Origin of the sequence: Catellatospora sp. NPDC049111 (genome assembly GCF_040648615.1) — a bacterium.
Classification (GTDB): domain Bacteria; phylum Actinomycetota; class Actinomycetes; order Mycobacteriales; family Micromonosporaceae; genus Catellatospora; species Catellatospora aurea.
Genome location: NZ_JBEZEB010000016.1, coordinates 16,536 through 36,951, shown reverse-complemented (window position 1 = coordinate 36,951; position 20,416 = coordinate 16,536). Strand labels below are relative to the sequence as shown.

The window sequence follows — 20,416 nt, the reverse complement described above, 5'->3', positions numbered from 1 at the left end:
CCGGCCAGGGGCGCGTCAGTTCACGGTGATCACCACGCTGCTGGAGTGGGTCGCGCCGGCGCTGTCGGTCAGCGTCAGCCAGGCGGTGTAGGTGCCCTTGCGGCTGTAGACGTGGCTGGCCGTGGCGGCATGCACGGTGGCCGTGTTGTCGCCGAAGCGCCATTCCCGGTCCACGATCGTACGGCCGGGCGGGGCCGTGGACGTGCTGGTGAAGTTGACGGTGAGCGGCCCGGTCCCGGTGGTCGGGGTGGCCCCGACCGTCAGTGTCGCGCCGGTCTCGACCTTGACGCCGCGCCCGTTGAACCGCAGCCAGTCCAGGGCCATGATGTCCGGGTCGCCGGTCTGCCCGGACTTGACGAACTTGAGGTACAGCGTGAACGTCCCGCCCGGGTTGGTCAGCGGCACGGTCGGCGAGATCACCGAGTCGTAGCTGCCGGTGACCGGGATGGTCGCCGTGCCCAGCAGCGCGCCGGTGGGCGAGCCGTTGCGGAACTCGATGGTCCCGCCGGTGCCCGCTGAGCTGGCCCCGACCACGACACCGCTGATGTTCTGCAGGTTGACCGGCCCGATGTTGATCCAGTCGCCGTTGTCGATGTCGCCGAGCCGGCGTCCGGCCTGTGCCGTGGCCCGGTCGAGCACGCTCACCCCGGAGGAGGCGTCGAAGTGCTCGGCCTCCATGCTGCGCGTCTGCAGCTCGACCTGCAACGAGCCGACCAAAGCGGGCACCCCCGTCGCACCGGCGTCGGTGTACTGCGCACTGATCAGCGTGAACAGGTTGGTGCCGGGACCGTGCCCGTCGCCGCCGCCGGACTCGGTGACCAGGGTGCCGGAGCAGCCGACGTAGTTGTCCAGCGGGTGGGCGTGGGAGTCGTGCCCGAGCAGGGTCTGCACCACGACCCGGTTGCAGTCGATGGTGGTGTCCTCGGGGTCGGTGACGGTCACGGTGTACGGGATGCGGTCGCCGAACTCGAAGAAGCCGCCCTGCGGCACGTTGATGGTGACGGTCGGGCGGGTGTTGCCGACGGTGATCTCGGTGCTGGCCACGGCGGTCAGCCCGGCCGCGCCGGTGACGGTCAGCCGGGCGCTGAACCGGCCACGTGTGGTGTACGTGTAGGACGGGTTGGCGGCGGTGGAGTCGACGGTGCCGTTGCCGTCGAAGTCCCACGCGTAGCTGGTCGCCCCGACGGAGCCGGCGCTGGAGAACGTGACGGCGAGCGGCGCGGGGCCGTTGTCCCGGCTCGTGGTGATCTTCGCGGTGGGCGGGACACCGTTGGCCACGTAGTCGATGCGGTAGATGCCCGCGCCGTCGTTGGAGCCGCCGCGTCCGCTGCCGGACCCGGCCCCGAAGTCGATGACGTACAGCGACCCGTCGGGTCCGAACTCGGCCTCGAACGGCTGGATCCAGCTCATTCCGGCGAAGATCCCGTTGATGGACTGCAGCCCGCCGACGGTGGTGGGCCCGAAGCGCGGGTCGGTGAACGTCTGCGCCGTCTTGTGCAGCGACAGGGTCTTCCACCACTGCCGGGTCAGCTCGTAGACGATCCACTTGCCCTCGAAGTACTCGGGGAACTTCGAGATGCGGGGGTTGGCGGGGTCGTAGTCGTAGACGGGGCCGCTCATCGGGCCGCCGCCGCCGGTGCCGACCTCGGGGAACTGCGCCGAGGCGGAGTAGGCGTACCAGACCAGGGCGGGGCGGGCGGCGGGCAGGGTGGTCAGGCCGGTGTTGTTGGGGGAGTTGTTGACGGGGGCGGCGCAGTTGAACTTCGCCCCGGACGTGCTGGTGGCGAAGTTGTAGTCGTTGAAGGCGATGTTGTTGCCGATGCAGTACGGCCAGCCGTAGTTGCCGGCGCTGGTGACCCGGTTGAACTCCACGGTGCCCTCGGGGCCGCGGTTGGCGTTGGCGGCGGTGGCGTCGGGGCCGTAGTCGGCGACCAGAACCGCGTTGGTCAACGGGTCGACGGTGATGCGGAACGGGTTGCGGAAGCCCATCGCGTACACCTCGGCCCTGGTCTTGGCCGTGCCCGGTGCGAACAGGTTGCCTGACGGGACGGTGTAGGTGCCGTCGGCCTGCGGGCGGATGCGCAGGATCTTGCCGCGCAGGTCGTTGGTGTTGCCGGAGGTGCCCTGGGCGTCGAACGCGCGCCGCCCGGACCGCTCGTCGATGGGGGTGTAGCCGCTGGACTCGAACGGGTCGGTGTTGTCGCCGATCGCGGCGTACAGGTTGCCGTCCTTGCCCATGGCGATCGAGCCGCCCATGTGCGAGTTGGCGCGGGCCTCGCCGCGCAGCGTCGGGATGGTCAGCAGCCGCTTCTCGGAGCTGAGCGCGACCGTCGCGCCGGTGACGGTGAACCGGGACAGGTTGAGCTGGTTCAGGGTCTTGTCCGACCACAGCAGATACAGCCAGTTGTTGGTGGCGAAGTTGTTGTCCAGGGTCAGGCCGAGCAGCCCGTCGGACTGGCTGGTCTGGGCCGGGGTGTACGCGAAGTCGATCAGCGTGGTGACGGCGAGGGTGGCCTGGTCGACGACCTTCACCGCGCCGGTGCGCTGGATGTAGAAGACGCGCCGGTCGGGTGCCACGGCCAGCTCGAACGGGTCGGCGAGGTCCTGGTCGACCAGCGGCACGCGCTGGAACTGGCCGTTCTGGGTGGCGCTGCAGTCGCCGGCGACGGCGCCCGCGGCCCACTCGATGCCCCAGCGCAGGTGCTCCAGGAACAGGGTGTTGCTGAACGCGGAGCTGCTGTGCCCGCCCGCGGTGAACCAGGACCGGCCGCCGTCGTAGTTCTGGCACCACGAGTACGCGTGGTCGACGCCCTCGTCGAGGCCGGAGATGCCGTCACGGACCTTGATCTGGGCGAGGGTGTGCACCCGGCCGGTGGGATTGGTTTTCCAGTTGTACCACTCCTCACTGTGTTCCCACAGCTCAGGAAGGTTGCGGGTGGACGGGTGCGCGCGGTCGAGGACCTTGATCCGCCCGGGGTACACCCCGCCGGTCGCGCTGAAGTCCGGGTGGTAGTCGAAGATCGTGCCGACCAGGCCGTCGTACCAGGTCCAGTCGCGCTCGCTGGCCGACGCGGCGTGCAGGCCCGCCCAGCCGCCGCCCGCGCGGATGAAGTTCTGCAGGGCGAGCCGCTGGGACGCGTCGAGCAGGGCTCCGGAGGCGGGCGTCGAGTTGGTGTTGTTGAAGATCAGCGCGTCGAACCGGGCCAGGTTGGCGTCGGTGAACGCGGCGGCGTCGGTGGTCGCCTCGACCTCGAAGTTGTGTGCGGCTCCGAGCTGCTGGATCGCGGCGATGCCGGCGGGGATCGAGTCGTGGTAGAAGTTCGTGATCTTCGAGAAGACCAGCACCCGGAATCGGGGTGCGGCGGAGGCGGGTCCGGCGACCGAGGTCGACAGGACCAGGGCGGCGAGCGTGACGATGGCAGGCAGGATGATGCGACGGCGTCTCATACGGGCGCTCCCGGATGGGGGACGGACAGGATGGAAAGCGCTTGCTGGTCGCCGAAGGTGGCCATCGTAAATTGGTGACAGCGAATGCGTCAATGGGTGGGGCGCCGGCCTGCCGGACGGTGGTTCAGGAAGCGGGCTGGTGGGGGGCCTCGGCGATGGTTCGCCAGATCTCGGCCGCCAGGTCGATGTTGGCCGCCTCGTGTGCCTGCCGGGCCAGGTCGCGCAGGTTCGCCAGGGCGGTGGCGGACTCGCCCCGGCGCAGCAGGAGCTGATTGCGCAGCAGGTGCAGCCGGACCCGGTCGCGGAAGGTCAGCAGGTGCTCGGTCGGCGCGAGACCCGCGCAGGCCGCCTCGGCCGCCTCGTCCCGTCCCCGCTGGTACGCCAGCTGAGCGCTGAGCAGCAGGAACTCCTGGTTGTGCAGTGGTGTGCCGACCAGCGCGACGGCGGGGTGCGCCTCGTCCAGCCGCGCGGCGGCCTCCTCGACCTGGCGGGGCGTCATCTGCAGGCACAGCGACGCCGCCGCGAGCCGCAGCCGCAGCCAGAGGACCAGGTCGTCGTGGCTGTCCAGCCGGTGCAGCGCCTGGTGCAGCAGCTCCAGCGCGGCCGCGTCGTCGCCCTGGCGGATCCGGACCGTCGCGGCGGTCCACAGCGCCTCGACCGGCAGCGTGCCGGTCCGGTCGGCGGTCAGCGCGCGCAGGTCGTCGGCGTGGGCACGGGCGTCGGGCAGCCGTCCCAGCTCGGCCTCGACCGAGATCAGCGTCAGCAGGGTTCGGGCGGCGTCGTCGGCAGGCACCGGCTGCTCGTCGGCCAGGGCCAGGGCCTGCTGGGCCACGGCGTACGCGGCGGGGATCTCGCCGAGCGAGCGGTGGCACAGCGCGAGCCGGTTGCGGGCGCGCACCCGCAGCTCGGGGTCGCCGATGTCGTCGCCGAGCGTGACCAGCCGGTGCAGCACGGCCAGTGCCTCGGCGCGCTCCAGCCGCCGGGTGTGGATCTCGGCGAGCAGCCACAGCGCGTGCCAGCGGCTGCCCGCGTCGGCGGCGGTGGCCTCGGCCAGGGCCTGGCGCAGCGCGGGGACCGCGTCGTCGGGCCGGGGCGCGGAGGCGGCCTTGGCCACGATCTCGCCCAGGCCCTGCGGCGGCGCGACGGCGAACGCGTCCGCCGGCACGCCGAGCCGCTCGGCCAGCAGCTTGAGCACTTTCGCGGTCGGCGGGCGCTGGCCCGACTCCAGTCGCGACAGGTACGCCGTGGACAGGGCGGTGCCGACCAGCTCGGCCTGAGACAGGCCGCGCTGCTGGCGCAGGGCGCGCAGCTGCCGGCCGAAGGCGGGCTGATCGGGCACGGCGCTCTCGGCCCGTCCGTGGTCGGGCCGCTGGTCAGGCATGCCCCCCATGCTGCGCAACTTGCCAAGTTTTGGCAAGTCCGCGTCGCTGCGGCGTCACGGCCGCGGCCCACCGGGGACCCCCCGTGGGTCCCCGGCGGGCCGGGCCTGTGCCGGCGTCACTGCCGCTGCACTTGGTAGGCGACTCCCGCCTGGGCGTCGCCGATCGGCATGATGATCACGGACAGGTCAGCCGCGTCCGCGGGCAGGCTCAGCTCGACCGACGACACCGTCGGCCGGGCCGTGTCGCAGGTCGGCAGCTCCTCGATCTTGGAGACGCCGCCGATGGCGAAGTGCGCGTACAGGGTGCCGGCGCCGACGCAGTACACGGTCAGCCGGTAGTTGCCCCTGGTGAAGGTGGTGCGGCTCTCGTCGCGCAACACCATCGCCTGCACGCGGCCGTTGTCGTCGACCACGGTCGGCCGGGCGCCGGCGCGGATCACCGTCGCCGGTCCCTGGACGTTGGCCTCGTCGGCGGCGGCCACGTAGCGCGGCAGCTCGGGGCTGATCGCGGGGTTGGCGGCCGGCGACGCCGCGGCCGCCGGGGCGGCCCCGCTGTCGCTGGTGCAGCCCGCCAGGCCGAGTGTGGCGGCCAGGGCCAGTGCGCCGAGCCGCCGGTGTGTCGATGTGATGTCGTCCTCCAGGAAGGGTGGTCCGGTGGGCGCGTGGGTCGCCACCGGACCACAGATTTGCTGACCGGCACCCACTCTGAGCTGCCGTTGCGAGTGCTCAACCTAAAGGAAGTTCACAGTCTCGGCAAGTCCTGGCAAGTAGTTGCCAACGCCAGACCTGTGGAGCGGCATCTCCCGGGAGCATGCCAATTCGGACTGATCGGCTTGACCGCACTGATGTGGACCAATATCGTTCACAGTCTATAAGTTAACTTAACTAACACTCTTGGCTGGCATCCGCCGTCCCGCTGCCCCGAGCGTCCGTTTTCCGGTCTCGCGGAGCCAGTCGCGAGGAACGGAGCCCCCCGTATGAACTCCCCGCCCCTGCGCCGCCTCGCCGTCCTCGCCGTGGCGATCTGCGTCGCCGCCACCATCGAGGTCGTCGCCGCCGCACCGGCCGCCGCAGACACGGTCGGCCCGATCACCGGCGTCGCGTCCGGCAAGTGCATCGACATCCCGTCCGCGACCACCGTCAACGGCACCCAGGTGCAGATCTACACCTGCAACGCCAGCGCCGCCCAGACCTGGACCGTCGGCACCGACGGCACCATCCGGGCGCTGGGCAGCAAGTGCCTCGACGTCGCGGGCGGCGTCAACGCCAACGGCACCAAGGTGCAGATCTGGGACTGCTCGGCGACCAACCCCAACCAGCAGTGGACCTACAGCAGCACCGCCCGCACCCTGGTCAACCCGGTCACCGGCAAGTGCCTCGACGTCGTCAGCGGCAGCACCGCCGACGCCGCCAAACTGCACCTCTGGTCCTGCATCGCGGGCCTGACCAGCCAGCAGTGGAACCTGACCACCGGCCCGCCGCCCGCGTTCACCGACTACCAGGCCGAGAGCGCGACGATCTCGCAGGGCCTGGTCGAGTCCAACCACGCCGGCTACACCGGCACCGGGTTCGTCAACTACGACAACGTCACCGGGTCGTACGTGCAGTTCACCGTCTCGGTGACCGCCGCCGGCAACTACCCGCTGACCCTGCGCTACGCCAACGGCACCACGATCGACCGCCCGATGGACATCACCGTCAACGGCAGCCCCGCCGCGCCCGGCCTGTCCTTCGCCGGCACCGGCGCGTGGCCCACCTGGGCGGACAAGACCGTCACCGCGAGCCTGACCGCCGGCACCAACACGATCCGCGCGACGGCCACCACCGTCAACGGCGGCCCCAACCTGGACCGGCTGCGGGTCACCGCCCCGTCGGACAGCCAGCCGCCCACCGCGCCCGGCAGCCTGCGCGTCGTCGGCGAGGTCCGCCCCAACGGCGTCGACCTGGCCTGGAACGCGTCCACCGACAACGTCGGCGTCGCCCGCTACGTCGTCTACAACGGCGGCAACGTCGTGGCCGAGGTCGGCGGCAACATCCTCACCGCCGCCCTGAACAACCTGCAGCCCAACACGTCGTACGTGTTCAGCGTGCTGGCCTACGACGCGGCCGGCAACCCGTCGCAGGGCAGCAACAACCTGCCCGTCACTACCCCGCCGAGCACCGACACCCAGCCGCCCACCACCCCGGGCAGCCTGCGCGCCACCGGCGTCACCGCGAGCACCGTGACTCTCGCCTGGAACGCGTCGACCGACAACGTCGGCGTGCGCGGCTACCGCGTCTCGCGCAACGGCACCCAGATCGCCGACGTGCCCGACCTGACCGCGTCCGACACCGGCCTGACCGCCGCGACGACGTACCAGTACACAGTGCTGGCCTACGACGCGAACGGCAACACCTCGCCGGTCAGCGCCGTGCTGCCGGTGACGACGTCCACGCAGGCCGGCGGTGGCGACCCCGTCTTCGACCGCAACGTCAACACGCAGCTGGACCTGCCCTGGGGCATCGCGTTCCTGCCCGACGGCAGCGCGCTGGTCGCCGAACGCGACCGGTTCGAGATCGTCCGGGTGACCCTGGCCGGTCAGAAGACCGTCGTCGGCACCATCACCGAAGCCGTCACCACCACCGGCGAGGGCGGCCTGCTCGGCCTGGCCGTCGGCCCGAACTTCGCCACCGACCACTGGGTGTACGCGTTCCACACCGCCGCCTCCGACAACCGGCTCGTCCGGTTCAAGTTCGAGAACGGGACCATCGGCCCGCGCGAGGCGCTGGTCACCGGCATCGCCAAGAACCGCTTCCACAACGGCGGCCGGGTGAAGTTCGGCCCCGACGGCTACATCTACATCACCACCGGCGACGGGCAGGACAGCAGCCGCTCGCAGAACCTCAACTCGCTCAACGGCAAGATCCTGCGGGTCACCACCACCGGCGCGGCCGCACCCGGCAACCCGTTCGGCACCCGCGTCTACAGCCTCGGCCACCGCAACCCGCAGGGCCTGGCCTGGGATTCGCAGGGTCGGCTGTGGTCGTCGGAGTTCGGCGACAACACCTGGGACGAGCTGAACATCATCACCCCGGGCTCCAACTACGGCTGGCCGACCTGCGAAGGCACCTGCGGCAACCCGGCCTTCGTCAACCCGGTGCGCACCTGGAGCACCGCGTCCGCCTCACCCAGCGGCATCGAGATCGTCAACGACTGGATCTACATGGCCGCCGTACGCGGCACCCGCCTGTGGGTCATGCGCATCACCGGCAGCACCACCGACACCCCGCGGGCGTTCTTCAACGGCTCCTGGGGCCGGCTGCGCACCGTCGTCAAGACCCCCGACGGCGGCCTGTGGCTCACCTCGACCAACAACGACATGAACGGCGGCACGCCGACGGTGCTCAACAACGTCATCGTGCGCCTGCGTTTCGCGTCCTGACCGGTGCGGGCCCGTGGCCGCACCGCCACGGGCCCGCACCCCCGACGACAGCTTGGAGAACGTGTATGAAGATCCTCAGCAGGCCGTGGCGCGCGGCCGCCGCCGCGTCGCTGGTGACGCTGACCGCCCTCGCCGTCGGCGCGACCCTGCCGGCGTGGGCCGCACCGACCCGCTACGAGGCCGAGTCGGCGACCATCTCGCAGGGCGTCGTCGAAGCCAACCACGCCGGGTACTCCGGCAGCGGGTTCGTCAACACCGACAACGCGATCGGCTCGGCCGTGCAGTGGACGGTGAACCTGCCCAGCGCCGGGAGCGCGACCCTGACCATCCGGTATGCCAACGGCAGCGGCGCGAACCGCCCGGCCGACATCATCGTCAACGGCACCGTCGTGTCCGCCGCGAGCGCCTTCAACGCCACCAGCGCGTGGACGACATGGACCAACAAGACCGTCACCGCGCTGCTCGCGGCCGGAAACAACACGGTCCGGGTTGCCGCCACGACCGCGACAGGCACCGCGAACCTCGACTACCTCGACGTCGAGGTCAACACCGGGCCGAGCGAGACGCTGCTGTCGCGCGGCAAGCCCGCGACCGCCTCCTCGGTCGAGGACACCACCCTGCCCGCAGGCAACGCCGTCGACGGCAGCACCACGACCCGGTGGGCCAGCGCGGCGGGCGTCGACCCGCAGTGGCTGCGCGTCGACCTGGGTGCATCGTCGGCGATCACCCGGGTCGAGCTGAACTGGGAGGCGGCCTACGCGACCGGGTACCGGATCGAGGTGTCCGCCGACGGCAACGCCTGGACCAGCGTCTACAGCACGACCAGCGGCAACGGCGGCACAGACTCGATCACCGGGCTGAGCGCCAACGGCCGCTACGTTCGCGTGTACGGTACGGCGCGCGCGACCCAGTGGGGTTACTCGCTGTGGGAGTTCGACGTGTACGGCACCGGCCCGTCAGTGCCGCCCAGCCCCAGCGCCTCGCCCAGTCCGCCGACCGGCACCACGCCGGTGGCGATCAACGGGCAGCTGCGGGTGTGCGGTGTGAAGCTGTGCAACCGGTACAACCAGCCGATCCAGCTGCGCGGCATGTCGACGCACGGCATCCAGTGGTATCCGCAGTGCGTCAACGACTCCTCGCTCAACGCGCTGGCCACCGACTGGAACGCCGACGTGCTGCGGGTGTCGATGTACATCCAGGAAGACGGCTACGAGACCAACCCGCAGCTGTTCACCGACCGGGTGCACGGCTACATCGAGCAGGCCACGGCGCGCGGCATGTACGTCATCGTCGACTGGCACATGCTCACCCCGGGCGACCCGAACTACAACCTGGCCCGCGCCCGCACGTTCTTCACCGCGATCGCGCAGCGGCACGCGAGCAAGACCAACATCCTGTACGAGGTGGCCAACGAACCCAACGGCGTCGGCTGGGCGGCGATCAAGAGCTACGCCGAGCAGATCATCCCGACGATCCGCGCCGTCGACTCCGACGCGGTCGTGCTGGTCGGCACGCGGGCCTGGTCGTCATTGGGCCTGTCGGACGGCGCGAACGAGACCGAGGTGATCAACAATAAGGTCAACGCGACCAACATCATGTACACGTTCCACTTCTATGCCGCCTCGCACGGCAGCAGCTACCTCAACGCCCTGTCGCGGGCGGCCGATCAGATCCCGATGTTCGTCACCGAGTTCGGCACCCAGGAAGCCTCCGGCGACGGCCCGAACAACTTCACCCAGGCACAGGCCTACATCGACCTGATGGCGGCCAAGAAGATCAGCTGGACGAACTGGAACTTCAGCGACGACTTCCGCACCGGGGCCGTGTTCACCACGGGCACCTGCGGCACGGGGCCGTACGCGGGGACCAGCCGGCTCAAGGCCGCCGGGGTGTGGGTGCGCGACCGCATCCGCACCGCCGACAACTTCCCGACCGGCTGAGCGGGCCCGGGTTCGGGGAACGCGGGCCCGCACACCAGTGGTGCGGGCCCGCCGTCAGCCCATCGGGTGGTGTCCGATGCCCGCCACCGCGAGCCGTATCAGGCGCGGGTCGCCGCTCATCTGCTCGGGTACACGCGGTCACCTCCGACCGCGTGCCGCCCCGAGGAGGCAGCATGCAGCCCGACCCGACCGCCTGGCAGCTCATCAAGCAGCGCGCGCTGATGAAGTATCGCCTCAATCTCAAGAAGCTGAACCTGCTCGTCGGCGTGCAGGTCAACGACCTGGACGAGGAGTCGTTCACGAAGCTGGCCAAGGACACCACCGGCACCGAGTTCAACCTCGACAAGCCCGAGCTGGCCCCGATCGCGATGTGCGACAACGGCGGCACCGGCATGGCGAAGCTGGCCGAGGCGTGCGAGGTCCAGTCGAACGCGAAGGACGGCACGTACCGCCCGCGCAGCCCCTACTTCGTCGGGTTCAGCTGGGTGCTGCGGCGTAAGAACCGGCTGGGCAAGGAGCACGCGTACCTCAACCACACCTACGCCCAGCCGGTGCCGGAGGAGTTCCAGAAGGAGTTCGAGGACACCACGTCGTGGTCCCCGTTCTGGGGGATGCTGTCGATGTTCTCGCCGGCCGGCGGCCCGGTGCCGGCGCTGAAGCGGTTCGGCCCGTCGATCGGCGACCCGTTCGCCGAGGGTGACGTGCTCGGCGAGCTGGAGGACCAGCGCAAGCTCGTCGAGCACCGCGAGCAGATGATCGCGGCGAACACGCCGCCGCAGGGGCTGCTGCACCTGGGCAACGCGGTCATCGACTTCAGCCGCCCGTTCATCATCGAGACCCCGCTGTACATCCACCGGGGCGGGCTGGCCAGCACCACGCCGCAGCATCCGCTGGACGGGCACACGGGCTGGATCCAGTCGTACCACAAGAAGAACAAGACGGTGAGCTTCACCGCCGCGGCCGGCGGCCGCAACAGCGTTCCGGGCGTGGACGAGTTCAACCTGACCTGGGCGGGCAACGTGTTCGGCCTGATGCTGGTCAGCTTCGCCGCGATCATGAAGGTGAACTCGGGCCGCAAGCGCCCGCTGCTGAGCCTGACCGACGGGATCACGTACGGCGACGCCTACCACGCTTACAACGAGAACCGGTGGCTCGGCGCCCGCCGGGCGATGACCTCGGTCGCCGACATGTTCGCCGGGTTCGGGGCGCTGACCCGGTCCGGGTTCGGCACGCACGTCGTGGAGAGCCCGGCCGAGGACGGCAGCATCGACCTGGAGCTGGTGGTGGAGGGGCCGAAGGAGGAGCAGTTGTAGCGGTGGATGACTGGCGGGCGGCCCCCGTTGACCGCCCGCCAGACCCGATCAGTGCGATCGGGTCTCGTGGGGCGGGCCGGGGACCACGGCCCGCCCCACCTTCGGATTCAGATCAAAGTCCAGGACGTCTGGACCGGGCCGCCCTGGGCGGGATGGCAGTGCAGGCGCAGGTGCCCGCGGGTCACGCAGGCCACCGAGAACCGGCCCAGTGGGTCGGCCTCGACCCAGGTGGGTCCGTCGGCGTGGTCGACGCGGATGCTGGCCGGCTGCGGCGGCACGAGCTGGCCGGTCAGCGCCGCGGTCAGCCCGGTCACCGCCACCTCCATCTCGATGGTCAGTTCGCCGGCGGTGAACGTGAAGAGGTCCGGCAGGTCCTCCCCGCGCACCCCGGCCAGGTCGATCTGGCGTACCAGCTGGGCGAGCGCGGCGTCGGTGTCGCGCCAGGCCAGGCTCTCCTTGGCGAGCGCGATCAGGTGCGGCGGCACCGGGTCCATGCGTGTGGTGAGCCCGCGCAGCTCGGCAGGCGTGTCGTCGTCGTACGCGGTCATCAGGGGTTCAACCTCCGGCGAAGCTGGTCGAGGCAGCGCGCACGGGTCGGGCCGATGCTGCCGACGGGGATGTCCAAGGCCGAGCTGACCTCGGCGTAACTGGGGGCGGGGTCCATCAGCAGCAGCCGCAGCACCGACTGGCACTGCCCGGGCAGCTGCGCGAACGCCCGCCACAGCACGCCGTCGCGTTCGCGGCGCAGCAGGTCGCTGTCGACCTCCGGGGCGGAGCGGTCCTGCGGTTCGAGGGTGAGCAGGTCACCGACGGGCAGATCGCGCCCGGCGCGGCGCAGCACGGCGAGGGACTCGCGCCGGGCGGTGGTGGCCAGCCACGAGCCGAGCCGCTCGGGTTCGCGGATCGCGCCCAGGTGCTCGACCAGGCGCAGCCAGGTGGCCTGGAAGACGTCGGCGGCGTCGGCCTGGCCGAGCCGGTGGCTGCGCGCCACCGACCAGACCAGGCCGGAGTACCGCTCCACGATGGTGTTCCAGGCGCGCTGGCTGCCTTCGGCGGCCTGGCGCAGCAGCGCGGCGGTGTCCGATTCGGGCAGCGTGTGGGGCGGGGTCTGGGTCATCTGATTCCTTCTGTGGACACTCCGGCCTTCAGGCCGGAGAGGAACGGAACCCCTGCGGAGCAGTAAACGGAAAGCCGATCTGTCGCTGAGGCGGACCGACTTCTACCCACCTCCGATGCTCGCCGAGCGTCTGTTTAGGATGCGAATCGTGTCGAGGACTGTGAAGCGGGCGTTCAAGTTCCGCTTTTACCCGACCGATGTGCAGGCTGCTGAGTTGTCGCGGACGTTCGGGTGCGTTCGGCTGGTCTACAACATGGCCTTGCAGGCCCGGACCGAGGCGTGGACGCTGCGCCAGGCGCGGATCGACTACAACGCCACCTCGGCCCTGCTCACCGCATGGAAGAAGATCGACGACCTGGCGTTCTTGAACGAGGTCTCGTCCGTGCCGCTGCAGCAGGCGCTGCGGCACCTGCAGGCCGCGTTCACCAACTTCTGGGCAAAACGCACCAACCACCCGACATTCAAGAGCAAGAGGCGTTCGCGCCGGTCGGCGGAGTACACCACCAGCGCGTTTCGGTGGCGCGACGAGAAGCTGACCCTGGCGAAGATGAGTCAGCCGCTGGACATCGTGTGGTCGCGGCCGCTGCCGGCGGGATGCTCGCCGTCCACGGTGACCGTGTCGCAGGACGCAGCCGGACGCTGGTTCGTTTCCCTGCTCTGCGAGGACGTGATCGCCGAGACTTCGGCAACCAGGCGAGTCGGGATTGACGCCGGCCTGAACAGCCTGCTTACCCTGTCCACCGGCGAGAAGGTCACCAACCCTAGGTATGAGCGTGCCGACCGCGAGCGGCTGGCCCGCGCACAGCGAAACCTGGCCCGTAAGCAGAAGGGCTCCGCGAACCGGGCCAAGGCCAGGATCAAGGTCGCCCGCATTTACGGTCGTATGGCTGACCGTAGGCGTGACCACCTGCACAAACTGACGACTCGGCTCGTTCGTGAGAACCAAACGATCGTAATCGAGGACCTCACCGTTTGTAACATGGTCAAGAACCATCGTCTGGCCCGCGCGATCAGCGATGCGGCCTGGCGGCAACTGCGCACCATGCTGGAGTACAAGGCAGCCTGGTATGGCCGGGACCTGGTAGTCGTGGACCGCTGGTTCCCGTCGTCGAAGCTTTGCTCGGCGTGCGGTGCCCTGGCAGGATCGATGCCGCTGAACGTGCGGGAGTGGACGTGCCGATGCGGTACCATTCACGACCGCGACGTCAACGCGGCCCGCAACATCCTGGCCGCCGGACTGGCGGTGACAGCCTGTGGAGACAGTGTAAGACCTCAACGAGGATCCTCTCGGTCGGGGCAGTTGTCGGCGAAACAGGAAGACCCGAGGGTGACCACGGGAGTCCCCGTCCGTTAGGGCGGGGAAGATGTCAAGCCAGCCCCGGGTATCCGCCGTAGGAGCGGTTCGCGGCGGTGGCAAGCACGGTCTTGAGCGCGACCTCGGTCGAGCCGCTGCGGACCGTCTGCTCGGCCAGCAGCGCCACGACGTGCGGGGTCGCGAACGAGGTGCCGCTCCACAACGCCCAGCCGGTCGGGAACTGGCCGTGCTTGACGAACGTGCTGGTGATGTCGGCGCCGGGGGCGGTGACGGTGACCCACGGGCCGGCGTTGCTCCAGTCGCACAGCTCCTTGCCGTCGTGGGCGGCGACGGCGACGACCTGGTCGGCCCAGGGCACGTCGGTGCCGGCGAACGCGGCGGGCCAGAACGGCCGGTCGCGCAGCCCGTCGTTGCCCGCGGCGGCGACGACGAGCCGGTCGCGGCCGGTGAGCAGTGCCGACAGGGCGGTGGCCAGGGCCAGGGGCGGCTGGTCGTCGAGGGTGTACCCGCCGAGCGACAGGTTGATCAGCTTCTCGTCGGTGAGCCGCGCGAACGACAGGATCAGGTCGGCTTCGGTGCACAGGCCGAACGTGTCCAGCACCCGCATGGCCCGTACGTCGGCTTTGCCGGTGCGGGCGCCGATGACGCCGATGATGAAGTTGGCGTGCCCGACGTCGCCGTCCATCACGCCGTCGTCGTCGACGTCGGTGTCGATCTCGTAGTCGGTCGGGGCGGCGGTGTAGGCGTGCGCGGGCAGCGGGCTGTCGCGCCATACGCCGGTGTCGATGACCGCGACGCCGACCTGCTGGCCGGGTTTGCGCGGGCCGGGGCGGTCGCCGGGCTTCGGGGCCGGCTGCGGTGGGCCGAACGGGCCGCCGTGCTCGAACGGCGTGGACACGAACACGTGGTTCGGGCTGACGACGGTGCGCTCGTCGCCGTCACGGGCGGCGGCTTCCCGCACCCGGCGGGCGGCGGTCGGCACGTCCAGGCCGTCGGCGCGCAGCCGCAGCAGGCCGGGGGCGAGTTCGGTCTCGCCGACGCCGCGGGTGTGCCCGAGGCCGCCGAGGACGCGTTCGGCCGACGCCCGGTGGTCGGACAGGACCAGCAGCTCGTCACGGGTGTACCAGACCGGTTTGCGGTCGGCGCGGGTCTCCTGGCCGAGCCAGGGCAGCCCGGCCATGCGCCGGGCTCGGCGGTCCTGCCAGCGGTGCAGGCGGTCCTGCGGCATAGCCATCGTCGTTCCTCCGTCTCGTGTTGCGTCCTGCAACAGAGTGCGGCCGACGGCCTGCTGATACATCCAGATGTGTCGCAACGCTGACACTACTGTCCGTGTCGATAGGACGGTCGTGCGAGAGTCTTCCAGCATGAGCGCGTGTTAGCGATGGTCATGGCCGACCCGCGACGGGCCGGGGTGCTCGGCGAGCGGCTGCTGGCCCGCGCCGAACGTGACCGCGATCCGGCCGGTGTGGCGATGTCGCTGCGCATCCTCGGGCTGGCGGCCCGTGAGCTGCAGGATCCGGCCCTGGCCGCCGCGCGGCTGCGGCGCTCGATCGCGGTCGCGGGCCGGGCCCGCCTGCCGGAGCTGGCGGCGCTGTCGCGGATGAGCCTGGCGCTGGTCCTCAACGACCTCGGCCGCCCCAACGCGGCGCTGGCCGAGATCGGCCGGGCCCTGTCGGTGCTGGACGGGCTGCCGCTGGCCAGGGCCCGGATGCAGCACGGCATCCTGCTTCGCCGGCTGGGCCGCGACGAGCAGGCGCTGGCCGCGTACACGTCGGCACTGGCCGCGTTCCGCCGCCACGACGACCGGCTGTGGCAGGCCAGGGCGCTGACCAACCGGGGCGTGCTGCAGACCTACCGGGGCGCGTTCGCGCAGGCCCGCGCCGATCTTGGGCGTGCCGAGCAGCTGTACCGCGAGCTGGCGCTGCCGGCCGCGGCGGCGCAGGCCCAGCACAACCTCGGGTTCGTGGCGGCGTCCAGCGGCGACATCGTCACTGCGCTGACCTGGTACGACAAGGCCGACGAGCACTTCCGGCGCAGCGGCTCGCGCCCGGCCGAGGCGCTCATCGACCGGGCCGAGCTGCTGCTGGCGGCTCGGCTGCTGCCCGAGGCGCACCAGACGGCGCAGGAGGCCGTCGAGATCGCAGCCGCGGCCCGGCTCGGCACGCTGCTGCCGCAGGCCCGGCTGCTGCAGGCGCAGGCGGCGCTCGCGGCCGGTGACGGCGCGGGCGCACGGGAGGCGGCCCGGCTCGCCCGGCGCGCGTTCACCCGCCAGGAGCGCGGGCGTTGGGCTGTGCACGCCGAGTACCTGCAGGTCCGCGCCGCACCGAAGCGGCGCACCGCCCGGCTGCGGGTGCTCGCCGACGCGCTCGACGTCGCCGGGTGGCCCGAACAGGCCCTCGAAGCACGTCTGTACGCCGCCGAGAGCGGTGACCCCGGCGCGCTGGCCGATCTCGCCGGTGTCGTGCCCGGACACGGCCCGGCCCGGTTACGCATCCGGGCCTGCCACGCCCAGGCGCTCAGCCGGCTGCACCACGGCGACCTCGCCGGGGCCCGGCGCGCGCTGCGCCACGGGCTGCGGCTGCTCGACCAGTACCGGGCGGCGCTCGGCGCGACCGAGTTGCGGGTGCTCAGCTCCGCCGAGGGCGGCGACCTCGCCGCGCTCGGCGTACGCCTGGCCCTGTCGCAGCGCTCCGCCCGGCAGGTGCTCGCCTGGGCCGAACGCTGGCGCGCCGCGACCCTGCGCCTGCCCCCGAGCACCCCGGCCGACGACCCTGACCTGGTACGCGAACTCGCCCAGCTGCGCCGGGTCACCGCCGAACTGGCCGGCGACTCCCTCGACGCGATCCGCCGGGCCCGGCCCCTGCAGCGCCAGCGCGCCCTGGAGGACGCGATCCGCCGCCGCACCTGGCGCACCGGACCCGCGACGTCGCCCGTGGACGCCCCAGGCTCCGTCGACGAGATCACCGCCGGGCTCGGTGAGCGCGCCCTGGTCGAGCTCGTCGAGCAGGACGGGCGGCTGCTCGCCGTCGTCGTCGCCGGTGGCCGGGTGCGCCTGAGCCCGCTGGTCGACGCTGCCGCGCTCGGTCCGGAGATCGCGGCGCTGCGGTTCGCGATGCGCCGCCTCGTGCTGCGCTACGGCTCCCCGGCGTCGCTGGCCGCCGCCGAGGCCGCCGCCCGCCACGGCCTGCGCCAGCTCGACGACTGGCTGCTGCGGCCGGTCGCCGCGCTGACCGGCGACCGGGAACTCGTCGTGGTCCCCACCGGAGCGCTGCAGGCGCTGCCCTGGGCGGCGATGCCGAGCTGCGGCGGGCGGCCCGTTGCTGTCGCCCCGTCCGCGACCGCCTGGGCGCGTGGCACCGCCAACCGCCGCACCGACCTCGACGAACGCTTCGTGCTCGTCGCCGCCGCCCGCCCCGACCATGCCATCGGCGAAGTCCAGGCCCTCGCGGCACTCGCCCCCGGCGCGCAGCAGCTCACCGGACCGCAGGCCACCGTCGCCGCGACCCTCGCCGCGATCGACGGGGCGCGCCGGGTGCACTTGGCCGCGCACGGCGAGTTCCGGGCCGACAACCCGCTGTTCTCGCACCTCGACCTCGCCGACGGGCCGCTGACCGTGCACGACCTGACCACGCTGCGCCGCGCCCCGGACCTGGTCGTGCTGTCCGCCTGCGACACCGGCCTGTCCGCGGTGCACCCCGGTGACGAGCTGATGGGGCTGACCGCCGCGCTGCTCGGCGCGGGGGCCCGGACCCTGGTCGCCAGCACCGGGCCCGTCGACGACGAGGCCACCCGCGAACTGATGCTCGGCCTGCACCAGCGGCTGCGCGCCGGCCACGACCCGGCCGCCGCGCTGGCCGCCGCCCAGGCCGCCGCGCCCGTCGAACGCTGGGCGACCGCGTACAGCTTCAGCTGCTTCGGCTCCGGGGCCGCCTGACCTGCGTCGGAAATCAGCGCCCGACCCGTCACGCAGCTGACAGCAGTGGGTGTATCACCGCCCGTGACCGGACGCTCTGTCTCGTGATCGTGCCGCCCCGGCACGAGACGAGGCGGAGGTTCCGATGCGGTATCACGAGGACCACGGGCCGTTGGCCCGGGCGTCCGCGCTGCTGCTGGCCAGCCTGGCCGAAGTCGACGTCGCGGTGCGGGTCGAACACCCGGCCGCGGCGACCGGAGTGCAGTCCGGCGCCTTCGGCGGACCGTGGGTGGCCGTGTGGCCGTACGCGGTCCTGCCCGAGACGCTGCCCGCACGCCCCGGTGACCCGCTGCGCCTGCGGGTCCGGTTCCTGCTGCACGCCGACGGCCCCGAGGCCACCGCGATCGAGGCCCTCGACCGCATCCTCACCGGCGGCGTGCCGTACCTGCTCGCCGAGCCGGTCCCGGACACGCTGTGGACCGCGCTCGGGGCACGGCTGCGCGTCGCGCTGCTGTGCGAGGTCGCGGTGCACGTCACCACGGCCGCCCCGCACATCCCCCGGGTGACCCAGCCGGGCCGGCTGGACACGGTGTCGCTGCGGCGGCTCACCGGCCGGGTGCAGACCCCGGGCGGGGTGGCGCTGGTCGGCATGCGGGTCTCCGCCGCCGACGGCACCGCCGCGTCGTACACCGACACCCGGGGCCACTTCGAGCTGCCCGTCGCCGCCGACCGGCCGGTGCGCCTGTCGGTCGCCGGTCGCGGGCTGCTGCTGTCCGCCGAGGTCGCGGCCGTCTCGGCCGAACCCGTCGTCATCACCTGCGAGATCCAGGAGGTCTAGCAATGCCTGTGTACTCCTCACCCGGCATCTACGTCGAGGAGGTGTCCGGTGGCAGCAGGCCGATCGAGTCGGTCGGCACCAGCACCGCCGGATTCGTCGGCACCGCACCGGACGCCGCCGCGCGCCGCAACGAGGCGGTCGCGGTCAACAGCTGGTCGGAGTTCGTCCGCGTGTTCGTCGGCGACGCCACCGCCAGCACGCCGCTGTCGCGGGCCGTGTACGGCTTCTTCGACAACGGCGGCGGCCGCTGCTACGTCGTCAACATCGCCCCCGGTGAGCCCCTGGCCGGCAAGGGCCGCCAGCGCAGCGGGCTGCGGCTGCTCGAAGCGATCGACGAGGTCGCCATCGTCGCCGCGCCCGGCTACACCGACGCGCTGTCCTACGAGGACCTGCTGTCGCACTGCGAGCTGATGGGCGACCGGATGGCCATCCTCGACGGGCCGGAGCACACCGGTGACGTCGAGCGGCTGACCCGCGTCGGCGGCGCGACCCCGGCCAAGCCCTCGGCGAAGAAGGGCCCGGCCGACGGTGTCGACGCCGCCCCTGCCGAGGACAACAGCGGGCTGCGCCCGCGCCAGTCCGACTACGGCACCTTCTACGTGCCGTGGCTGGTCGTGCGCGACCCGCTGACCGGCGACGTCGTCAACACCCCGCCCAGCGGCCACGTCGCCGGGGTGTGGGCCCGCACCGACACCCTGCGCGGCGTGCACAAGGCCCCGGCCAACGAGCCCGTGCGCGGCGCGGTCGACCTGTCGTACCGGGTCACCAAGGTCGAGCAGGACGTGCTCAACCCGGCCGGGGTCAACTGCATCCGGCACTTCCCGGCCGAGGGCATCCGCATCTGGGGCGCCCGCACCCTGGCCGCCTCCGGCAGCGAGTGGCGCTACCTCAACGTGCGCCGGCTGTTCAACATGCTCAAGGAGTCCATCGGCGACGGCACCCGCTGGATCGTGTTCGAGCCCAACGACACCCTGCTGTGGAAGTCGATCCGCCGCGACGTCAGCGCGTTCCTCACCCGCGTGTGGCGCGACGGCGCGCTGCAGGGCCGCTCGCCGCAGGAGGCGTTCTTCGTCAAGTGCGACGAGGAGACCAACCCTGCCGACGTCCGCGACGCGGGCCAGGTCGTGACCATGATCGGCATCGCGCCGGTCAAGCCGGCCGAGTTCGTCATCTTCAAGATCAGCCAGTCCGCCGGTGCCGGCGGCGACCAGGCAGGAGCCTGACATGCCCGAGGTGACCGCCACCCCCGCCGCCCAGCCCGGCAACCTGGTGGACCCGTACCGCGCGTACAACTTCAAGCTGCTCATCAACAACGTCACCGAGGGCCACTTCACCGAGGTCGGCGGCCTGGGCATCAAGGTCGAGACCATCTCGTACCGCGAAGCCGGCAACAACTCCGTCGTGCGCGCCATCCCGGGCCGCGTCACGTACGCCCCGGTGACCCTGCGCTTCGGTCTCACCTCCTCCCTCGAACTGTGGGAGTGGCTGATGACCGCCGTCGAGGGCAAGGTCAGCCGCCGCAACGTCTCCATCGTCATGCTCGACAGCTCCGGCTCGGCCGAAGCCCTGCGCTGGAACCTCGTCAACGCCTGGCCCCAGGAGTGGTACGGCTCGCCGCTGGACGCGATGAGCCGCGAACTCGCGGTGGAGACGCTGGTGCTGGCACACGACGGCATCCAGCGGGAGACCAGCAATGTCGGCGCGGCTGCGTGACCTGCTCGGCTGGCTGC

The 20,416-nt window shown here is 71.5% G+C and carries 14 protein-coding genes and 1 pseudogene; 9 read left to right on the top strand and 6 right to left on the bottom strand.

Annotated elements, in window-relative coordinates:
- Positions 1-15: 15 nt before the first annotated feature.
- The 3 genes from AB0B66_RS22295 to AB0B66_RS22285 form a co-directional block, all read right to left on the bottom strand.
- A complete protein-coding gene (locus tag AB0B66_RS22295) occupies positions 16-3,447 on the bottom strand; it encodes a ThuA domain-containing protein (RefSeq protein ID WP_360532903.1) in 3,432 nt (1,143 codons plus the stop codon).
- A 124-nt stretch (positions 3,448-3,571) separates the two neighbouring features.
- Positions 3,572-4,828, bottom strand: a complete 1,257-nt coding sequence (locus AB0B66_RS22290; protein ID WP_360532900.1) for a helix-turn-helix transcriptional regulator — start codon at positions 4,826-4,828, stop codon at positions 3,572-3,574.
- Between the two features lie 116 nt (positions 4,829-4,944).
- Complete coding sequence (locus AB0B66_RS22285; protein WP_360532897.1) at positions 4,945-5,502, bottom strand: hypothetical protein; 558 nt, start codon at positions 5,500-5,502, stop codon at positions 4,945-4,947.
- Between the two features lie 303 nt (positions 5,503-5,805).
- Between AB0B66_RS22285 and AB0B66_RS22280 the strand changes: the two genes are divergently transcribed.
- The 4 genes and pseudogenes from AB0B66_RS22280 (at position 5,806) to AB0B66_RS22265 (ending at position 11,503) form a co-directional block, all read left to right on the top strand.
- A complete protein-coding gene (locus AB0B66_RS22280) occupies positions 5,806-8,250 on the top strand; it encodes a PQQ-dependent sugar dehydrogenase (RefSeq protein WP_360532894.1) in 2,445 nt (814 codons plus the stop codon).
- Between the two features lie 65 nt (positions 8,251-8,315).
- Positions 8,316-8,780 (top strand): annotated as a pseudogene (locus AB0B66_RS22275) (CBM35 domain-containing protein); the annotation flags it as partial.
- A gap of 36 nt (positions 8,781-8,816) precedes the next feature.
- On the top strand, positions 8,817-10,190 hold the full coding sequence (locus AB0B66_RS22270; RefSeq protein WP_360533242.1) for a cellulase family glycosylhydrolase: 1,374 nt from the start codon (positions 8,817-8,819) through the stop codon (positions 10,188-10,190).
- A 173-nt stretch (positions 10,191-10,363) separates the two neighbouring features.
- Complete coding sequence (locus AB0B66_RS22265) at positions 10,364-11,503, top strand: hypothetical protein (RefSeq protein WP_360532891.1); 1,140 nt, start codon at positions 10,364-10,366, stop codon at positions 11,501-11,503.
- Positions 11,504-11,610: 107 nt separating this feature from the next.
- Here the strand turns inward: AB0B66_RS22265 and AB0B66_RS22260 are convergent, their stop codons facing one another.
- Both AB0B66_RS22260 and AB0B66_RS22255 read right to left on the bottom strand, forming a co-directional pair.
- Positions 11,611-12,051: a hypothetical protein gene (locus AB0B66_RS22260; RefSeq protein WP_360532888.1), complete on the bottom strand. Its 441-nt coding sequence runs from the start codon at positions 12,049-12,051 to the stop codon at positions 11,611-11,613.
- Entirely contained in the window at positions 12,051-12,620 is a 570-nt protein-coding gene (locus AB0B66_RS22255; protein WP_360532885.1) for a sigma-70 family RNA polymerase sigma factor, read from the bottom strand. The genes AB0B66_RS22260 and AB0B66_RS22255 overlap by 1 nt, the downstream gene beginning before the upstream one ends.
- Before the next feature lie 115 nt (positions 12,621-12,735).
- Between AB0B66_RS22255 and AB0B66_RS22250 the strand changes: the two genes are divergently transcribed.
- Positions 12,736-13,974, top strand: coding sequence for an RNA-guided endonuclease TnpB family protein (locus AB0B66_RS22250; protein ID WP_360532882.1), 1,239 nt, complete (start codon positions 12,736-12,738; stop codon positions 13,972-13,974).
- A 13-nt stretch (positions 13,975-13,987) separates the two neighbouring features.
- Here the strand turns inward: AB0B66_RS22250 and AB0B66_RS22245 are convergent, their stop codons facing one another.
- Positions 13,988-15,169 (bottom strand): S8/S53 family peptidase, encoded by a 1,182-nt coding sequence (locus AB0B66_RS22245; RefSeq protein WP_360532879.1) that lies wholly within the window; start codon positions 15,167-15,169, stop codon positions 13,988-13,990.
- Positions 15,170-15,316: 147 nt separating this feature from the next.
- On the opposite strand from AB0B66_RS22245, the gene AB0B66_RS22240 reads away from it, so the two are divergent.
- From AB0B66_RS22240 to AB0B66_RS22225, 4 genes are all read left to right on the top strand, one after another.
- A complete protein-coding gene (locus AB0B66_RS22240) occupies positions 15,317-17,869 on the top strand; it encodes a CHAT domain-containing tetratricopeptide repeat protein (RefSeq protein WP_360533239.1) in 2,553 nt (850 codons plus the stop codon).
- A gap of 124 nt (positions 17,870-17,993) precedes the next feature.
- Entirely contained in the window at positions 17,994-18,686 is a 693-nt protein-coding gene (locus tag AB0B66_RS22235) for a hypothetical protein (protein ID WP_360532876.1), read from the top strand.
- 2 nt (positions 18,687-18,688) lie between these two features.
- Positions 18,689-19,909 (top strand): phage tail sheath family protein, encoded by a 1,221-nt coding sequence (locus AB0B66_RS22230; protein WP_360532873.1) that lies wholly within the window; start codon positions 18,689-18,691, stop codon positions 19,907-19,909.
- A gap of 1 nt (position 19,910) precedes the next feature.
- Entirely contained in the window at positions 19,911-20,399 is a 489-nt protein-coding gene (locus tag AB0B66_RS22225) for a phage tail protein (protein ID WP_203691588.1), read from the top strand.
- Positions 20,400-20,416: the final 17 nt, after the last annotated feature.